Origin of the sequence: Bradyrhizobium sp. AZCC 1693, assembly GCF_036924745.1 — a bacterium.
Classification (GTDB): Bacteria; Pseudomonadota; Alphaproteobacteria; order Rhizobiales; family Xanthobacteraceae; genus Bradyrhizobium.
Genome location: NZ_JAZHSD010000001.1, coordinates 2650516 through 2668692, shown reverse-complemented (window position 1 = coordinate 2668692; position 18177 = coordinate 2650516). Strand labels below are relative to the sequence as shown.

Here is an 18177-nt window from a genome sequence, read left to right as displayed (position 1 = left end):
GGCGCCGCAGAGCGCCGGGGGTAATGGGGCTCGGGCGTTGCATTTTCAGTTGCTACCGTCGGCGCAAGGCCGACGCCGCCGGGATTCGGCTGCGCGGGCAGTCGCGATATCGGCGTTTCTCGCTAGCTTATGCCTGTCGGCGGCGCCCGCGAACGCGGCGTGCGCGCCCGATCCGGCATCGAGCGGCCAGACCGTCACCTGCAGCGGCAACACCCCGGCCGGCTTTCAGGCCGGCGGCGGCGTCGACAATCTCACCGTCAACGTGCTTGCTGGAGCCACCGTCAACAATGGCGGCGGTACCGCGGCGATCGGCGTCAATGATTTCAACACGATTACCAACAGCGGCATGATCGCCGCCGGGGCATTCGGCATCGGCATCTTCGCCGGCGTGAACAACACGATCACCAACGCCGCGACGGGAATCATCACCGTCGTCGATAATGGCTCCGGAATCTTCGTCGCCGGCAGCAGCATGGTGACGAACGCGGGCAGCATCACGATCGGCCCTTCGGCTGGACCCGCGGCCGGCATTTTTGCGATCAACGACTTCAATACGATCAGCAACGCCGCGGGCGCAACCATCACCGGCGGCAACGGCGCTGCCGGGATCGCCGCGACGGGTGACGATGCGCGGGTCAGCAACGCCGGGTCGATCAACGTCGGGGACATTGCACCGGGGATTCTCGTGCAGGGCGATCGCGCCACCATCACCAATAGCGGTCATATTGTCGGCGGCAATGATTCCGCCGGCATTACCCTGTTTGGCGATTCCAGTGCCATCATCAACAGCGGCACGATCACCGTTGGAAACGGCTTCGCTACCGGCATCGAGGCCAGCGGTTTCGCCGGCCGCAATGACATCGTCAACACCGGAACGATCAATGTCGGCACGGGGGCGACGGGCATCTCGGTCAGCGGCGACGGTACCGTATTCAATTCAGGCACGATCAATGCCGCGACTGGTTCTGCTGCGATCGAATTTTGCGGCTGCGGCCTCGAAATGCTGACCCTCGGCCCGGGCAGCATGATCCAGGGCCTCGTGATCGCGAGCGGCGCCGGCACGTTCCACCTCGGCGGGGCGGGCAAGGACACGTTCGATCTCAACTCAATCGGCACCCAGTATCTCGGCTTCTCGACCTTCGCCAAGGTCGACAGCTCGAACTGGACCGTGACTGGCACCGGTGCGCAGGACTGGAATGTTCAGGGCGGCACGCTCTCGGTCAACGGCACCATCAACGGCCTCGTCACCGTCAATGCGGGCGGCACGCTCGGCGGCGCCGGCCTGATCGACAATGTATTTATCAATGGCGGCGTGCTCGCGCCGGGCAATTCGATCGGCACCCTCAACGTGGCGGGCAGCCTGACATTCTCGGCGGCTTCGAGTTACATGGTCGAGATCTCGGGCACCAGCAGCGATCTGACCCGGGTCGCAGGCGCGGTGACCCTTGGCGGAGCCACGGTCGTGGTCGTTCCGAGCGGGACGGTGACGAAGCAGTATACGATTCTGACGGCAACCGGCGGCGGCCTGGTGGACACGTTCAACCCGGTGGTTACTGGCGTTTCGTCGAACCTGAACCCGAGCCTCAGCTACGACACCAACAACGTCTATCTGAATTTCGCGCTGAACTACGGTGGCGGCCTCAACGTCAACCAGCAGAACGTCGCCAATACGCTGACCAATTTCTTCAACACCACCGGCGGCATTCCGGTTGGCTTCGCCTCGCTGACGCCGGCTGGCCTGACGCAGGTCTCGGGCGAGCTGGCGACCGGGTCGCAGCAGGCGACTTTTGACGCCATGAACCTGTTCCTCTCGCTGATCTCAGATCCGTTGGTGGCGGGCCGTAATGGCGGCCTCGGTGGCAATGCCGGCGCGATCCCGTTCGCCGAGGAGAGCGCGCTTGGCTATGCCGCGAAGAAGCCCCGCGCGGCCCGCGATGCCTTTGCCAAATTCCCGACCAAAGCGGATGTCGCGCGCAACGACCTGTTCGATCAGCGCTGGAGCGTCTGGGGCGCAGCCTTCGGCGGCGGCAGCAGCACCTCAGGCAATGCCGCGCTCGGATCGAACGACGCGACCGCACGCGTGTTCGGTTTTGCTGTTGGCGCCGACTATCGCCTGTCGCGCGACACGCTGGCCGGTTTCGCGCTCGCCGGCGGCGGCACCAATTTCAGCGTCAGCGGGTTGGGCTCCGGGCGCTCGGATCTGTTCCAGGCCGGCGCTTTCATCCGCCACAACATCGGCAACGCCTATATCACCGCTGCGGCGGCCTATGGCTGGCAGGACGTGACGACCGAGCGCACGGTCACGGTGGCCGGCTTCGAGCGCCTGCGCGCCCAGTTCAATGCCAACGCTTATTCCGGCCGTATCGAAGGCGGCTACCGCTATGTGACGCCATGGATGGGGATCACGCCCTATGCCGCCGGCCAGTTCACCACCTACAGCCTGCCGGCCTATGCCGAGCAGGCGCTGGCGGGCGCCGGCACGTTCGCGCTGAACTATGCGGCCAAGGACGTCACGGCCTCGCGCACCGAGCTCGGCGTGCGCACCGACAAATCGTTTGCGATGTCGAACGGCATCCTGACCCTGCGCGGCCGCGCCGCCTGGGCGCATGATTTCAACACCGACCGCAACATCACGGCCTTGTTCCAGACGCTGCCGGGCGCGGCCTTTGTCGTCAACGGCGCGGCGCAGGCGCACGACTCCGCGTTGGTCACGGCCGCCGCCGAGATGAAATGGCTGAGCGGCTGGTCGGCGGCGGCCATCTTCGAAGGCCAGTTCTCCAGCGTGACCAATTCCTACGCCGGCAAGGGCGTTGTGCGCTATGCGTGGTGACCCTCCGTGCTAAGGTAAAAGAAAACCACGGGAGAACATCGAGTGCGCGCAGCCATTTTCCGCAACGGGGAAATTGTCGTCGACGAGATGCCCGAGCCGAAACCCGGCGCCGGGCAGGTGCTGGTGAAATCGCTGGCCTGCGGCATCTGCGGTTCCGATCTGCATGCGCGCAAGCACGCGCACCGCATGGTAGAGCTCGCAAAACACTTCCCCGGCCGCAAGCCGATGGATCTTTCGCGCGACGTCGTGTTCGGCCATGAATTCTGCTGCGAGGTGCTGGACTACGGTCCGGGCACGACGCAGAAGCTCAAGCCCGGCGCCAAAGTCTGTTCGCTGCCGGCGCTTTTGACCACCGAAGGTCCGCAGGGCATCGGCTACTCCAACGACAATGTCGGCGCGTACGCTGAGCGCATGCTGCTCAGCGAAGCCTTGCTGCTGGAAGTCCCGAACGGCCTCGCCGCCGAGCACGCCGCGCTGACCGAGCCGCTCGCTGTCGGCGTGCACGCGGTGGCAAAAGGCAACATCAGGGGCGGCGAGGTGCCGCTGGTGATCGGCTGCGGTCCGGTGGGGCTTGCCGTCATCGCGGCGCTGAAGATCAGGGGATTGCACCCGATCGTCGCTGCCGACTATTCGCCGGCGCGCCGTGCGCTTGCCGAAAAGCTCGGCGCCGACGTGGTCGTCGACCCCGCGCGCACGCAGCCCTATGCGACGTGGGCCGAGCATGCCCAGATGTCGCCGGAGGAAAAAGCCGCGCGCCCGCCGCTGCAGGTGCTGCTTCCGCCGCTGAAGCCTGCGCTGATTTTCGAATGCGTCGGCATTCCCGGCCTGATCCAGCAGGTGTTCGAGGGCGCGCCGCGCGACGCGCGTATCGTCGTGGTCGGCGTCTGCATGGAAACCGACCGCGCCGAGCCGATGCTCGGCATCCTCAAGGAGCTCAACGTTCAATACGTGCTGGGCTACACGCCGGAGGAATTCGCCTATTCGCTGCGCCTGATCGCAGAAGGGCAGGTCGATGCGGCCTCGATGGTGACCGCCAGCGTCGGCATCCATGGCGTCGCCAAGGCGTTCGCCGATCTTGCCAATCCGGAAGCGCACACCAAGGTCATCGTGGAACCATGGCGGTGATTGTCGTTGGCGCAGTGTAGGGTGGACAAAGGCGCGTGAGCGCCGTGCCCACCATCCATCGGCATTCCCGCTTTGAATGGTGGGCACGCTTCCGCCTTCGCTCTCCGAGCTACGGCGGACAAGTCGCTTTGCCCACCCTCGGGCGTCACTGCGTCGACCGATGCCTCGGATACTCGAGCTGCATCGCGACGAAGTCGGTGGTGCGTGTACCGTAGCGGGCGGCAATGCCGCCAAGCGTGCTGTCGAGCGCATCAGCAGGTTTTGCGTTGTCAATCGCCGGCAGCAATCGCGCCGCCGGCCAATTCGTCGCCACCTTGTCGGGCAGGATACGAATGCCGTTGCGGCTTTGCAGGGCGCCGGCTGTGCTCGCGAACGTCACTGCCTGCGACCGATAGGTCCGTGACCACGCGTCGGTGACCAGCGCCAGCGACACTTCGTCGACGCCTTCCTTGAGTTCGATGCCGAGCCGCTCGTGCGCCCAGAACGCGGCCGTGTTGCCGATCGCCGTCATCGCGAACGGCCGTGTGAACTTGAACTCGTCGCTCTCGTGGCGGGCGTCCCAGTCGGCCAGGCCGATATCGCGGCCGACGGCGCGCGCCTTGTCGCGGCCGGCGATGGCCTCGATCAGCGTCAGCGACATCGGCATTGACGCCGTGATGCCGGTGGTCGTCACCACGCCGTCATCGACCACCAGCCGCCGGTCCTCGACGTAGCGCATCATGGGATGCTTGCCGCGCAACTCCTTGATGGAATACCAATGCGTGGTCGCCCGCTTGCCATGCAGCAGCCCGGCATCGCCGACGACTTTGGCGCCGGCGCAAACGCCGATGATGATCGCCTTTTTGGCCGACTGATTCCTGATCCATTGCAGCGCCTCGGGATCGTCGTCGCGGCTCATGGCGGGAACGATGACATAGTCGGCGCCGTCGGGATGCCGCGCATCGAACGCGGCGACGGTCGCATGCGGTTCGACCTTCAGCGCCGGAAACAGCGTCATGGGGCCGGGGCGGGTTGCCAGCGTCACGACATCGGCGACGTCGGCGCGCTTGAGGATGCCGTAAGGCATCAGGTAATCGGTGGTTTCGGTAGCGTCGTTGATGCCGATGATGGCGATCAGCGGACGCTGCCGCTTCGGCGGCTTCAGCGCCGCGATCGTCGCATCGCGCTCGTCCTGCGCGATCGCCGGCGGGGCTGCGACGGATGGCGCCGTCGGTAGCGAAACAATCCAGGCTCCGCCGATCACGGCGACAAATACGACTGCGCCGAGCGCGCCCCACAATATACGTCGTGAATTCATGGCTTGCCGGCTCGTATCTCACTCATATCGATCGGCTCCCGTTCTACTGCCGCCATGATCCGTCTGAAATGACGTAAATCCGACGAAAACGGCCATGCATCGCGGAACTGCGGCGGGGTTCCACGACGTCAGACTTGTTCACGCTCACACCATGAACGGCGATCGGGACAGGCGGGATCCTCCCGGTTTGCGGGAATGTCCGTCCGGCGCGGCGGCCATTGTCTGATGCCGTGCGACGCCACAGCTTTGGACACCACAGCTTTGCGGGCAAGCATCACGGCCTCTGGATAAGGAGAGCTTCATGCCATCAGACAGACGCATGTTTTTGGGCGCTGGCCTGGGTGTCACCGCCGCGCTCGCTTCGCGCGCCAGTGGGCTCACGACATCGGCGCAAGCCGTCTCGCCCGAAAGTCCGTCTCTACTTGGCAACATTAGCCTCGACCCGGACGTTCGCGCCGCAACGGCTCACGATTTTGGCAGCCTCATTCACAGGCAACCACGCGGCGTCCTCAAGCCCGCATCGAGCGCCGACATTGCGAGCCTGATGCGCTGCGCCAAAGGCCAGGGCGTCAAGGTGGCGGCGCGCGGGCAGGGACATTCGATCTATGGCCGCGCCCAGGTCAGCGACGGCATCGTGGTCGATATGAGTGCGATGAATTTGATCCGCGATATCAAGCAGGATCGCGTCGTGGTCGACGCCGGAGCGACGTGGCGGGATCTGCTGGATGCGACATTGGCGCTAGGGCTCACGCCGCCGGTGCTGACCAACTATCTCGGCCTCTCGGTCGGCGGAACGATCGCGGTGGGCGGCATCGGCGCGGCATCATCCAGGCATGGCATGCAGACCGACAACGTCATCGCGCTTGATGTGGTGACGGGCGAGGGAAATGAGATGAGTTGCTCGGCGGCCGAAAATCCGGATCTCTTTGACGCCGTCCGCGCCGGCCTCGGCCAATGCGGCATCATTACGCGGGCGACGCTGCGCCTGGTGCGCGCGCCCGAGCGTATCAGGCGCTTTCAGCTTTTCTACCGCGATTTGCCGTCGCTGACGGCGGATCAGCGGCGCGTGCTGTCGGAAGGGCGCTTCGACCAGTTGCAGGGGGCGGTGCTTCCCGACGGAAGCGGCGGTTGGCGGTATCAGCTCGACGGTGCGGTATATCATGCGAACGGTTCGGCTCCCGACGACAAGGCCGTGTTTTCCGAATTGTCGGATGAGCGCGGCGCCGCCGTCATCGCCGACCTGACCTATCGCGAGGATGCCCTGGCGTTTGGAAAGTTCGAAAGTCTGCTGCGGTCGAAAGGCCAGTGGTCCAATCCGCAACCCTGGCTGTTGACATTCCTGCGCGGCAGCAACGCCGAACGGGTCGCCGGCGACATCCTGTCCGGCCTGACGGGCGATGCTGTCGGTCCGTTCGGGCGGATAACCCTTTACCCCTTGCTCACGAAAACGTTTCATACCCCGCTGGTCCGCCTGCCGGATGAGGACATCGCCTTTGTCTTCAATCTCATTCGCATCCCGGCATCGAACGATGCGGCAGCGGCGGAGCGGATGGCCGCGGAAAATCGCACGCTGTACGATCGCATTCGAGAAGCCGGCGGCGTCCAGTATCCGGTCGGCGCCTTTGCCATGTCGCCTTTCGACTGGAAGATTCACTTCGGCTCAGGCTGGCCGCAGCTTCGCGAGGCCAAGCAGCGCCACGATCCCGGCCATCTGCTGGCGCCCGGCTACAATGCATTCTGACGCGCGAAGGGTTTGCGAGGTGCTAGAGCAGATCGGTCTTCAGGCTGCTCGCCAGAAAATCCACCAACCGCCGGACGCGTTCCAGCGGCGCTCGCGTCGGCGGCCAGACGAGCAGGATCGGCATTCCCTCGGTTTCGAATTCCGGCAGAACGATCGCAAGCGCGCCCTGTGCGACGAGATCGCCGACTAGCCATAGCGGCAGCCGGGCAAGGCCGGTGCCTTCGCGCGCGGCCGCGCGGATCGACGCGGCGCTGTTCGAGCGAAAGCGGCCGTGCACCTTGACCGACTGAAGCCGGCCGTCGATGCGAAACGGCCATTTGTCGATCACATCAGTGCCGGCCCGCAGGATGCAGGCGTGCTGTTCGAGATCGCCCGGATGCTGCGGCCGGCCATGTTCAGCGAAGTAGGACGGCGCGCCAGCGACGACGACGCGCAGCGCATGCAATCGCCGGGCAATCAGGGACTCATCGGCGGACTCGCCGATCCGCACGGCAATATCGAGACCCTCCGCAACGAGATCGACCTGCTCGTCGGAAGCGCGGAGTTCGACGTCGACGTTGGGATAGAGCTTTAGAAAACGGCTGACGATCGGCGCGACGTAAGATGACGCAAACAGGACAGGCGCACCGACTTTCAACGAACCCAAAATTTCGCCGCGTAGATTGGCTGCTTCGGCCCGCGCCTCGATGATCTCCGCCACCGCCGGCTTGATGCGCTCGTAGAACACGCGTCCGGCCTCGGTCGGTTCCGATCGTCGCGTGGTGCGTTTCACGAGTTCGACGCCGAGCGCGCGTTCCAGCGCCATCAGCGATCGGTTCAGCGATTGCAACGGGCGCCGAAGATGCCGTGAGGCCGCCGCCTGGCTGCCTTTCTCGATGACAGCCAGAAAGGCTTCAAGATCGTCCAACCGTTCCAATTCGATATACCGCGCTGCTGATATACCGCCCTTCGGGAAGGTGTGTCGTACGTTCGCAATTACAAGGCGCGCGAGCCTTGCTGCGAACTGATTTGCTGCGCGCGCAAGCGCAACTTCACATAGCGGCCTGCGACATGATGGCACGACGGGCAAATCACTTAAAACCTGTCCAGCCCTCGGTCAAAAATATTCTGCTTTCGTTCTCACCCAAATCAGTCGCATAACTCCGCCTGTCTCGCGGCAGATGAGGGGCGTTGGCCATCGTCACGAACGCGCGGTGAGATGCGATGGACGCAGATGGCGCGATAGACGTTGCGCGCCGGAAGCGTACGGCGAAGTCGTGTGGTTCGGGCGCCGCGGTGCTGGCGCTAAGTCCGGGAGAGGCGAAGCTTCTCTCGTGGCGACGGAGGCAAAAGAGCCGTTCTCCGGGAAGAGCACGAAGTAAGCCGTAAAGCCATTGCGCAGGGAAGGCCGGAGTGTTCCCGCTGCCCTGTATGCTCGTGTGCACTTTTGTTTGCGCAAATCGCACGCGAGACCGCGGGTGCAGCAAGCACCCGGTCTTCCCTGCGCCCTCTAAGTTCTGGAGGGCAAACGAAGATGCAAACCTCGGGCGTATCGTGCCGCGAGATCGCGAACGTGCGTCAGTTATTTGAAAATTGCACCCAACTCTTCCGTCGTCCCTGCGAACGCAGGGACCCATAGCCACCGAACGTAGTTGGTTTGCTAAGTGCTCGTTGCCTCGTCTTTTCCAATAACCACGGCCGCGGAGTATGGGTCCCTGCGTTCGCAGGGACGACGGCTACACCGGAAGCGCAATCGAATACTTCACCTGGCTCAGCGCAAAGCTCGACTCGATCGAGGCGATGCCGTCGAGCCGTGTCAGCTTGTTCTTCAGGAACGCTTCGTAGGAGGAGAGATCGGCGGCGACGACGCGCAGGAGATAGTCGCGGTTGCCCGTCATCAGATAGCATTCCAGCACCTCGTCCCATTTCGAGATCGCTTTCGCAAACCGGTTAAGGTCCTCCTCCTTCTGCCGCGCCAGCTTGATCGAGATGAAGACGCTGACATGGAGCCCCAACGATTTCTGGTCGACGGTCGCGATGTAGCGCGTGATGACGCCGCGCTCTTCCAGAAGCTTGACCCGGCGATGGCAGGGCGACACCGACAAGCCGACCTTGTCGGCCAGCTCCTGCATGGTCATGCGGCTGTCGGATTGCAGCAGGCTGAGAATCTTGCGGTCGATGGCGTCGAGGGAGGGCATTGGGATGAACTCGTGGTTTGGAGGAAGTTTGTGGGAAATTATCCCAATATTGGGCGGTTTGTCGCAGGAAATTGAGAATTTTGATACCTCGCCGCCCGCTAAAATCGGCGCATACTGACCCTGTCCGGAGCATTGCCATGCCCATCGAGCCCGCACGCCTCGAATTGTTGTCTGCGCTGGCGGCTAAGGTCCTCTGGCTGTCGTCGTGGACGATCCATCATGCCAATCATGTGAGGCCCAATGCCGACGGGCTGAAGGTCGGCGGGCATCAGGCGTCATCCGCCTCGCTCGCCAATATCATGTCGGCGCTGTACTTCTCGGTGCTGCGTCCGCAGGACCGCGTCGCGGTGAAGCCGCATGCGAGCCCGGTGTTTCACGCCATCCAGTACCTGTTCGGCCATCAGGCCCGCGAGAAGCTGGAAAATTTCCGCGGCTACAAGGGCGCGCAATCCTATCCCTCGCGCACCAAGGATGCCGACGATGTCGATTTCTCGACCGGCTCGGTCGGTCTCGGCGTCGCGCAAACCTTGTTCTCCTCGCTGGTGCAGGATTACGTCACGTCGCATGGCTGGATGAAAGACCGGCCCGAGGGGCGGATGATCGCGCTCGTCGGTGATGCCGAGATGGACGAAGGCAACATCTTCGAGGCGCTGCTGGAAGGGTGGAAGCACGGGCTGCGCAACACCTGGTGGGTGGTCGACTATAACAGGCAGAGCCTCGATGCTGTCGTGCGCGAAGGGCTGTGGGCGAAATTCGAATCCATGTTCCGCAATTTCGGCTGGGAAGTCGTGATCGTGAAATACGGCCGCCTGATGCAGGCGGCGTTCGCCGAGCCCGGCGGTGAGGCGTTGAAGCGCTGGATCGATAATTGCCCGAACCAGATGTACGCGGCGCTGTGCTTCCAGGGCGGCGCGGCGTTCCGCAAGCATTTGCAGGACGACATCGGCGATCAAGGGCAGGTGTCGCAACTGATCGAGCGGCGCAGCGACGACGAATTGCTGGCGTTGATGTCCAACCTCGGCGGCCACGACATGGCCAGCATGATCGAGGCCTTCGAGGCGATCGACCACGACCGCCCGGTGTGCTTCATCGCCTACACCATCAAGGGCGTCGGCCTGCCGATGCAGGGCCATAAGGACAACCACGCGGGCTTGATGACGGTCGCGCAGATGGAAAAGTGGCGCGGCGCGCAGAACATCCGCCCCGGCCATGAATGGGACAAGTTCGAAGGCCTGTCGCTGCCGCCGGCCGAGCTCGAAGCGTTTTTGGCGGCCGCGCCCTTCAACCAGGAAGGCCGCCGCCGTCTCACCGCGCCCGTGATCGACGTTCCGCAACAGCTCACCTTCAAGCCGGCGGCGCAGATGTCGACGCAACAGGGATTTGGGCTGGTGCTCAACGAACTCGCGCGCGGCGATACTGAACTGGCCGCGCGGATCGTCACCGCGTCGCCCGACGTCACCGTGTCGACCAATCTCGGCGCCTGGGTCAACCGCCGCGGGCTGTTTGCCAAGGCCGAGAACCACGACCTGTTCCGGCAGGAGAAGATCCCGTCCGCCTTCACCTGGGAGTTCTCGCCGAAGGGCCAGCACCTCGAACTCGGCATCGCCGAGATGAACCTGTTCATCATGCTCTCGGCGCTCGGTCTGTCGCATCAGATCAATGGCGAGCGGCTGCTGCCGGTCGGCACGCTGTACGATCCCTTCATCGAGCGCGGCCTCGATGCGCTGAATTACGCCTGCTACCAGGATGCGCGCTTCATGGTGGTGGCGACGCCGTCGGGCATCACGCTGGCGCCGGAGGGCGGCGCGCATCAGTCGATCGCGACGCCCTTGATCGGCATGGCGCAGGATGGGCTGGCCTCGTTCGAGCCGGCCTTCGTCGATGAACTCGCCGTGATCATGGGGTGGGGCTTCCGCCACATGCAGCGCGAAGGCGGCGAGGGTGGTTCGGTCTATCTGCGCCTGTCGACCCGCACCGTCGATCAGCCGCAGCGGATCATGACGCCGGACCTGCAGAGGAACATCACCGAGGGCGCCTATTGGCTGCGCGAGCCGGGGCCGAACTGCGACATCGTGATCGCCTATACCGGCGCGGTGGCGCCGGAGGCGATCGAGGCGGTGGGCTTCATCGGCGAAAGCCACCGCGATGTCGGTTTACTGGCGGTAACCTCGGCCGACCGGCTGCATGGTGGATGGTCTGCCGCGCGGAATTTGCGGCGGGACCGCCGTGGCATCCAGTATCTCAGCCATGTCGAAAAGCTGCTGGCCCCTCTGCCGCGTGACTGCGGCATCGTGACCGTGATCGACGGCCATCCGGCAGCGCTCGGCTGGCTCGGCAGCGTGCGCGGAAACCGGGTGGAGGCGCTCGGCGTCGAGCAGTTCGGCCAGACCGGCACCATCGGCGACCTCTACCGCCACTACGGCATCGACGCCAACGCCATCATCGATGCGGCGGAAAGCCTCACGGTGGGAGCGCCGGTACGGCACCGCAAGATGGCGGTGTGAGGGGGAAGTGTAACGGTATTTGTCGTCCCTGCGAACGCAGGGACCCATAACCACAGGGAGAAGTTATTCAAGGCGGTATCTGCCAGCAGCACACCCAAAGATAGGCCGCGGCGTATGGGTCCCTGCGTTCGCAGGGACGACGGTGCAATGAGGACCATCTTGCCACCCTCACGTCCCTGACCTTACATCCAGCGCCTGCCGCATCGCGGCACCCCGCATATGGCGGGTTCAACTGCCCTGGCTTTCGTGCAAGGATGCCTGCCGAACGCTACCGTTCCTCCTTCATTGCTCCGATAAAGAGGTTTCCGATGGTCAATCGCATGCAATTCTACATCGATGGCGCCTGGGTCGATCCGGTCGTCAAGAAGTCCACCCCCGTCGTCAACCCGGCGACCGAAGACGCGATGTATGACGTTGCGCTCGGCTCCAAGGCCGACGTCGACAAGGCTGTCGCCGCCGCCAGGCGCGCCTTCCTGACCTATTCGCAGACCAGCCGCGAGGAGCGCGTCGCGCTGCTGGAAAAGATCGTCGCAGTCTACAAGGGCCGCATGAAAGAGATCGGCGCTGCCGTGTCCGACGAAATGGGCGCGCCGCTGCCGATGGCGGAGAAGCTGCAGGCCGGCGCCGGCCTCGGCCACATCATGTCGACGCTGGAAGTGCTGAAGAACTATCACTTCGAGGAGACGCTTCCGTCGGCCGTCGTGGTGCGCGAGCCGGTCGGCGTCATCGGCATGATCACGCCCTGGAACTGGCCGCTCAACCAGATCGCCTGCAAGGTCGCGCCCGCGCTCGCCGCCGGCTGCACCATGATCCTCAAGCCCTCGGAATTCACCCCATCGTCGGCGCTGATCTTCGCGGAAATCCTCCATGAAGCCGGCGTGCCGAAGGGCGTGTTCAACCTCGTCAACGGCCTCGGCCCTGAAGTCGGTGCCGCGATGGCCGAGCATCCCGATATCGACATGATCTCGTTCACCGGCTCGACCCGCGCCGGCGTCGACGTCGCCAAGCGCGCCGCGCCGACCGTGAAGCGCGTCAGCCAGGAACTGGGCGGCAAGTCGCCGAACGTAATCTTGGAAGGCGCCGATCTCACCAAGGCCGTGACCGGCGGCGTGATGCACATGTTCAACAACTCCGGCCAGTCGTGCAACGCACCGTCGCGGATGATCGTGCCGCTCTCGAAGATGAAAGAAGTCGCCGCCATCGCCAAGGGTGTCGCCGACAAGACCAAGGCGGGCGATCCCCGCGCCGAGGGCACCACCATCGGCCCGGTGGTGTCGCGTATCCAGTGGGACAAGATCCAGGCGCTCATCAAGAAGGGCATCGACGAAGGCGCAACGCTGGTTGCCGGTGGCCCGGGTCTGCCGGAAGGCGTCAACAAGGGCTTCTATGTCCGCCCGACCATCTTCGCCGACGTCACCAACGACATGACGATTGCGCGGGAGGAAATCTTCGGACCGGTGCTCACCATCATCGGCGCCAAGGATGAAGCCGACGCAGTGAAGATCGCCAACGACACGCCCTATGGTCTCGCCGGTTACGTCTCGGGCGATACGGTAGAAAGCGCGCGCCGCGTGGCCCGCCAGATCCGCGCCGGCAACATCAACCTGCAGGGCGTGCCGAACGACCGCACCGCGCCGTTCGGCGGCTACAAGCAGTCCGGCAACGGCCGCGAGTGGGGCAAGTACGGCCTCGAGGAATATCTCGAGGTGAAGGCGGTCGCAGGCTACAACGCCGCGTAAATTGATGCGGCGCTCGCGCCGATCGTGAAAGATGCCGGCTGCCGAAAGGCGGCCGGCATTTTTTTGACCAGAATCATCGTCAGGCTAAGACTCACGTCAATGCCGAAGCCGACACGGCGACGATGCAACAAGAAAAGATGGAGGACGCGCCCATGAAGAAAATCGTCGTTGCGCTCGTCGCGCTGCTGCCGCTTGCCGGGACAGTGCAGGCCCAGACCGTCAAGGATCTGCTTGAGACGCTCAAGGTAAAGTGGAACACGCCGACCGAGCCGTTCAAGATGATCGGCAACGTCTATTATGTCGGAACCGACGGCCTCGCGTCCTACCTGATCACATCGCCGCAGGGCCATATCCTGGTGGATACGGTGATGCCGGAAGCAACCTCGCAGATCAAGGCGAACATCGAGAAGCTCGGCTTCAAGGTCACCGACATCAAATACCTCCTCAATACCCACGCGCATATCGATCACACCGGCGGTCTTGCAGAATTGAAGCAGGCCAGCGGCGCCCAGATGATCGCAGGCGAAGCCGACAAGCCGCTGCTTGAAGGCGGCTACTATCCGGGCGCGCAGGAGGAGACGCTGCTCAATTTCCCGCCGGTGAAGGTGGATCGCACGGTGCGCGAGGGCGATAAGGTTACGGTTGGCGACGTCACGCTGACCGCCCGCGAAACGCCCGGCCATTCGCCGGGCTGCACGAGCTGGGAATTCTCGGTGAAGGATGGCGACGCAACGCGCTCCGTCCTGATCTTCTGCAGCGGCACCGTCGCGCTGAACCGGCTCGCCCCCAACCCGACCTATTCGGGGATCGTCGCTGATTACCGGAAAACATTCGCACGGGCGAAAGACATGAAGGTGGATGTGCTGCTCGCGCCGCATCCGGAAATGTACAAGATGGCGGAGAAGCGCGCCAAGCTCGCCGATGGCGGGCCCAATCCGTTCGTCGAACCCGGTGAGTTCAACAACTATGCCGCGACGCTGGAGAAGGCGTTCGAGGACGCGCTCGTCAAGCAAACCGAGGCAGCGCAGGAGAAGAAGGGATAAACCCACGGGGGGCGCGAGGGGAATTATCCGCCCGGCGCGCCTTGCGTGTTCACATACAACGCGTAGATCGACTGGCTTGCGGCCATGAACAGGCGGTTGCGCTTCAAGCCGCCGAAGCAGAGGTTAGCGCAGCGCTCGGGTAGCGCGATGCGCCCGATCATGACGCCGTCGGGGGCGAACACCACGACGCCGTCGAGTTCGGGATCGCCCATGCCCCAGCCGCACCACAGATTGCCGTCGATGTCGCAGCGCATGCCGTCGGGCGTGCCGGGGCCGGCGTCGACCAGGACGCGCTTGTTGGCAAGCTCGTCGCCGCTGGCCGCGACGTCGTAGGCAAGAATCTTGCGGTTCGGCACGCCGCGGGATTCGATGATGTAGAGAATCTTCTCATCCGGCGAGAAGCACAGCCCGTTGGGCCCGAGAATGCCTTCGGCGACGATGGTGGCCTTTCCGGTCGCGCCATCGACCCGGTAGACGTTCATGTCGATCTCGGGCTCGGCCTTGTAGCCCTCGTAATTGCCGAGCAGGCCGAACACCGGATCGGTGAACCAGATCGAGCCGTCGGATTTGACGATCACATCGTTCGGCGAATTGAGCCGCTTGCCGTCGAAGGAATCCATCAGGACCGTGATCGACCCGTCATATTCGGTGCGGGTGACGCGGCGCCCGCCGTGCTCGCAGGTGACCAGCCGTCCCTGACGGTCGCGGGTGTTGCCGTTGGCGAAGTTCGACGGCTTGCGGAAAACGCTGACGTGGCCGGTCTCCTCCTCCCACTTGAGGATGCGCTGGTTCGGAATGTCGCTGCAGAGCAGGTATCGGCCGTCGCCGAACCACACCGGGCCCTCGGCCCAGCGCAGGCCGGTGGTCAGCTGCTCCACCGCCGACAGCTTCAGCCAATATTTCTCAAAGCGCGGATCGAGTGCACGGATGGCCGGATCGGGATAATAGGTGGCTGGACGCCAGCCGGCTGAGTGCGGTGCTGCATCGGACATTTGCTGTTCTCGTTGTTGCATTCCCTGAGCGTTTGAGTTTGCTATCATTCCCGGCTAATGACCGCAAATCGGTCGCGAGACTAAGAGGAAACAAATGCCACGCATATTGATGACCGGCGCTGCCGGCGGGATCGGCACATCCCTGCGCAAGCTGCTGCCGCCGATCTATCCCGACCTGCTGCTGAGCGATTTGACCGCGCCGGCCGATCTCGGCAAGGACGAGAAGTTCAAGGCGGCCGATCTCGCCGACATGTCGCAGGTCGAGGCGATCTGCGAGGGCGTCGACGGCATCCTGCATTTCGGCGGCTATTCGGTCGAAGGCCCCTGGGACCAGATCCTGCAGGCCAACATCATCGGCGGCTACAACCTGTTCGAGGCGACGCGGAAGAAGGGCGTCAAGCGCGTGGTGTTCGCCTCGTCGAACCACGCGGTCGGCTTCTATCCGCGCCACCACCGGATCGGCACGGACGTCACCGCGCGGCCGGACAGCCGCTATGGCGTCAGCAAGGTGTTCGGCGAGGCGGTCGGCGCGCTCTATGCCGACAAGCATGGGCTTGGCGTCACTTGTATCCGGATCGGCAATTTCGGCGAGATGCCGCTCGATCATCGCCGCCTGTCGATCTGGCTGAAGCCGGAGGACCTGGTGCAGCTCTGCCGCATCGGGCTCGATCATCCCGACATTCACTTCGAGATATTCTACGGCGCCTCCCATAACGAGCGCGCCTGGTGGGACAACCATCGCGCCTACGAGCTCGGCTACCGGCCGACCGGCCGCGGAGAAGATTTCCGCGAACACGCGATGGCCGAGCAGGCCAAGCTCAAGCCGGATCCGGTCGGCGATTACTACCAGGGCGGCACGTTTTGCAGCATGGAGTTCGACGGCGACAGGAGCGGGATCGTGGATTGGAAGAAGTGACACGTCATTCCGGGGCGCGTAGCGAACCCGGAATCTCGAGATTCCGGGTTCACGCTTCGCGTGCCCCGGAATGACGGTCTCTATCTTGCGTCCGAGTCGCGACTAATCCGCCCGAGATAATCCGACTTGCTGAACTGCATGTGATCGACGCAGAGCTGCGCCAGCGCCCAGCTGTCGCGGCCCTTCAACAGCTCGATCATCAATTCGTGCTGGCGGCGGGATAGCGCCAGTCCCTCTCGGTCGGCGAGATTCTTGGCGCGCATCGGCAGCGTCAGGTTCATGTAGTCCTGCAGCGAGCGCACCAGATACGGGTTGCCGCAGGCCGAGAACAGCGCGACGTGAAAGGCGTCGTTGGCCTCGTGGATGCCGCGCAGATCCTGCGCGTCGGCCCTGGCGCAATATTGCCGCTGCAATTCGCTGAGCTGCTCGATCAGGCTGGCCGGGGCGGGGAGTGCAATCATCAGCGCCGCCTGCCGCGTCAGCATTTCCCGCACCTCGTAGATCTGGCGCACCTCCTCGGCCGAATAGAACCGCACCGTGGCGCCGATGTTTTTCTCGCGCAGTACGATGCCCTGGCGTTCGAGCTGGAACAGCGCCTGGCGCACGAAATGCCGGCTGGCGCCGTAGCGCGTCATCAACGTGTCTTCGACCAGCCGCGAGCCCGGCGCGAAGCGGCCGAAGATGATGTCCTCCTCCAGCCGGCGGATGACTTCGGCCTGCTCCTCCTCGCGCGTCGGCGCGGAAATCTCGGTCAATGATTCCTGCGGCTTCATCGCAAGGTCTCCCAGCCCGACAGCCGATAGCAATCCTCGACCAGGCGCAAGGTCTCGAGATTGTCTTGCGGCGCCGTCTCGAAGGGCGAGACGTCGCGGAGCGACTTCACGAAATGCGCGATCGTCCGGTTGTAGGAACCCTGATACTCGACGGCGAGATCGTATGTGCGCTCGCCGGGAGACGCCCCCGAGCAAGTCAGCGATGGCCCGTCGAGCCTGATCGCGCCCTTGTCGCCGAGAATCTCCAGCCGGTCGACCTGTACGGCCGGATGCCCGTGGGCGGCGAAGCTTGCAAAGACCGAAACTGCAGCGCCATTGTCAGCCCGAAGCTGGATCACCGCGCCATCTTCGCCGACGAGTTGTTCGCTCGAGCGGGAGAGCTGCGCTGCGGTAACCTGCAGCGGCCCGAGCAGCATGCGCAGCGTATCGAGGTGATGGATCAGGACCTCGGCGACCAGCATGCGTCGCTCCCGGCGCATGAAGGGCTGCCGCTCCAGCGCCGGGCAAAGCCCGTCAGGCCCCGGCAATACACCCGATGTCAAAAGCGTCAGCTGCGCCTGTTTGACTTGGCCGATGCGTCCCTCGCGCAGCCATGCGGCCGCGTCACGGTAATAGCCGCGAAAGCGCCAGTTCTCATGCACCATCAGCCGCGTCAGATCCTCGACTTCGGCCGCAAGGTCGGTTGCCTCCTGCAGGTTGGGCGCAAGCGGCTTCTGGCAAAGCACGTGCAGCCGATGTTTGGCGGCGAGGCGAACCAGCGGCGCGTGCATTTCCCGTGGCGCAGCGATATCGATGGCGTCGAGTTCGGTTGCAGCCAGCATCGCCTCGGCGCTGCCCCAGGTCTGCGGGATTTCGAACTCGCTCGCGCGCCGCGCGGCATTTTCGCCGGAGGGATCGGCGACCGCCACGACGCGGGCCTGATCTGATATGCTCGCCCAGGCGATGAGATGGTGACGGCTCACCATGCCGGCGCCGATCAGGCCAATGCGCAATGGTTGGTTCATGGACAGACGGTTCCGATCATGGCCGGAAGTCAGCAC

General features: G+C 64.1%; 13 protein-coding genes. 7 read left to right on the top strand and 6 right to left on the bottom strand.

Annotation, left to right across the window (positions count from 1 at the left end; all coding sequences use genetic code 11):
* The first annotated feature begins 37 nt into the window (after nucleotides 1-37).
* Both V1293_RS12820 and V1293_RS12815 read left to right on the top strand, forming a co-directional pair.
* Nucleotides 38-2830, top strand: a complete 2793-nt coding sequence (locus V1293_RS12820; RefSeq protein ID WP_334509969.1) for an autotransporter outer membrane beta-barrel domain-containing protein — start codon at nucleotides 38-40, stop codon at nucleotides 2828-2830.
* Between the two features lie 42 nt (nucleotides 2831-2872).
* A complete protein-coding gene (locus V1293_RS12815) occupies nucleotides 2873-3955 on the top strand; it encodes a zinc-binding dehydrogenase (RefSeq protein WP_334509967.1) in 1083 nt (360 codons plus the stop codon).
* A gap of 145 nt (nucleotides 3956-4100) precedes the next feature.
* On the opposite strand, the gene V1293_RS12810 is transcribed toward V1293_RS12815, so the two are convergent.
* The gene (locus V1293_RS12810; protein ID WP_334509965.1) at nucleotides 4101-5252 is read right to left on the bottom strand and encodes a DJ-1/PfpI family protein; all 1152 of its coding nucleotides are present in this window, start codon (nucleotides 5250-5252) and stop codon (nucleotides 4101-4103) included.
* 301 nt (nucleotides 5253-5553) lie between these two features.
* Between V1293_RS12810 and V1293_RS12805 the strand changes: the two genes are divergently transcribed.
* Nucleotides 5554-6993: an FAD-binding protein gene (locus V1293_RS12805; RefSeq protein ID WP_334509963.1), complete on the top strand. Its 1440-nt coding sequence runs from the start codon at nucleotides 5554-5556 to the stop codon at nucleotides 6991-6993.
* A 22-nt stretch (nucleotides 6994-7015) separates the two neighbouring features.
* Here the strand turns inward: V1293_RS12805 and V1293_RS12800 are convergent, their stop codons facing one another.
* Both V1293_RS12800 and V1293_RS12795 read right to left on the bottom strand, forming a co-directional pair.
* A complete protein-coding gene (locus V1293_RS12800) occupies nucleotides 7016-7900 on the bottom strand; it encodes a LysR family transcriptional regulator (RefSeq protein WP_334509961.1) in 885 nt (294 codons plus the stop codon).
* Between the two features lie 808 nt (nucleotides 7901-8708).
* Entirely contained in the window at nucleotides 8709-9170 is a 462-nt protein-coding gene (locus V1293_RS12795; protein WP_057859368.1) for an Lrp/AsnC family transcriptional regulator, read from the bottom strand.
* Nucleotides 9171-9307: 137 nt separating this feature from the next.
* On the opposite strand from V1293_RS12795, the gene V1293_RS12790 reads away from it, so the two are divergent.
* The 3 genes from V1293_RS12790 to bla all read left to right on the top strand — a co-directional run bounded on the left by V1293_RS12790 (nucleotide 9308) and on the right by bla (nucleotide 14456).
* Complete coding sequence (locus V1293_RS12790; protein WP_334509955.1) at nucleotides 9308-11674, top strand: transketolase; 2367 nt, start codon at nucleotides 9308-9310, stop codon at nucleotides 11672-11674.
* Between the two features lie 308 nt (nucleotides 11675-11982).
* Nucleotides 11983-13413, top strand: a complete 1431-nt coding sequence (locus V1293_RS12785) for an aldehyde dehydrogenase family protein (RefSeq protein WP_334509954.1) — start codon at nucleotides 11983-11985, stop codon at nucleotides 13411-13413.
* Nucleotides 13414-13565: 152 nt separating this feature from the next.
* The gene (bla, locus tag V1293_RS12780; RefSeq protein WP_334509953.1) at nucleotides 13566-14456 is read left to right on the top strand and encodes a subclass B3 metallo-beta-lactamase; all 891 of its coding nucleotides are present in this window, start codon (nucleotides 13566-13568) and stop codon (nucleotides 14454-14456) included.
* Nucleotides 14457-14479: 23 nt separating this feature from the next.
* Here bla and V1293_RS12775 read toward each other — a convergent pair whose 3' ends face one another.
* Nucleotides 14480-15448 carry an SMP-30/gluconolactonase/LRE family protein gene (locus tag V1293_RS12775; RefSeq protein WP_334509952.1) on the bottom strand — a complete coding sequence of 323 codons (969 nt, stop codon included), beginning with the start codon at nucleotides 15446-15448 and terminating at the stop codon, nucleotides 14480-14482.
* A 94-nt stretch (nucleotides 15449-15542) separates the two neighbouring features.
* Between V1293_RS12775 and V1293_RS12770 the strand changes: the two genes are divergently transcribed.
* On the top strand, nucleotides 15543-16364 hold the full coding sequence (locus V1293_RS12770) for an NAD-dependent epimerase/dehydratase family protein (protein WP_334509950.1): 822 nt from the start codon (nucleotides 15543-15545) through the stop codon (nucleotides 16362-16364).
* A gap of 80 nt (nucleotides 16365-16444) precedes the next feature.
* On the opposite strand, the gene V1293_RS12765 is transcribed toward V1293_RS12770, so the two are convergent.
* Together V1293_RS12765 and V1293_RS12760 are read right to left on the bottom strand one after the other, a co-directional pair.
* On the bottom strand, nucleotides 16445-17137 hold the full coding sequence (locus tag V1293_RS12765) for a GntR family transcriptional regulator (RefSeq protein WP_334509948.1): 693 nt from the start codon (nucleotides 17135-17137) through the stop codon (nucleotides 16445-16447).
* On the bottom strand, nucleotides 17134-18141 hold the full coding sequence (locus tag V1293_RS12760) for a Gfo/Idh/MocA family protein (RefSeq protein ID WP_334509946.1): 1008 nt from the start codon (nucleotides 18139-18141) through the stop codon (nucleotides 17134-17136). The genes V1293_RS12765 and V1293_RS12760 overlap by 4 nt, the downstream gene beginning before the upstream one ends.
* Nucleotides 18142-18177: the final 36 nt, after the last annotated feature.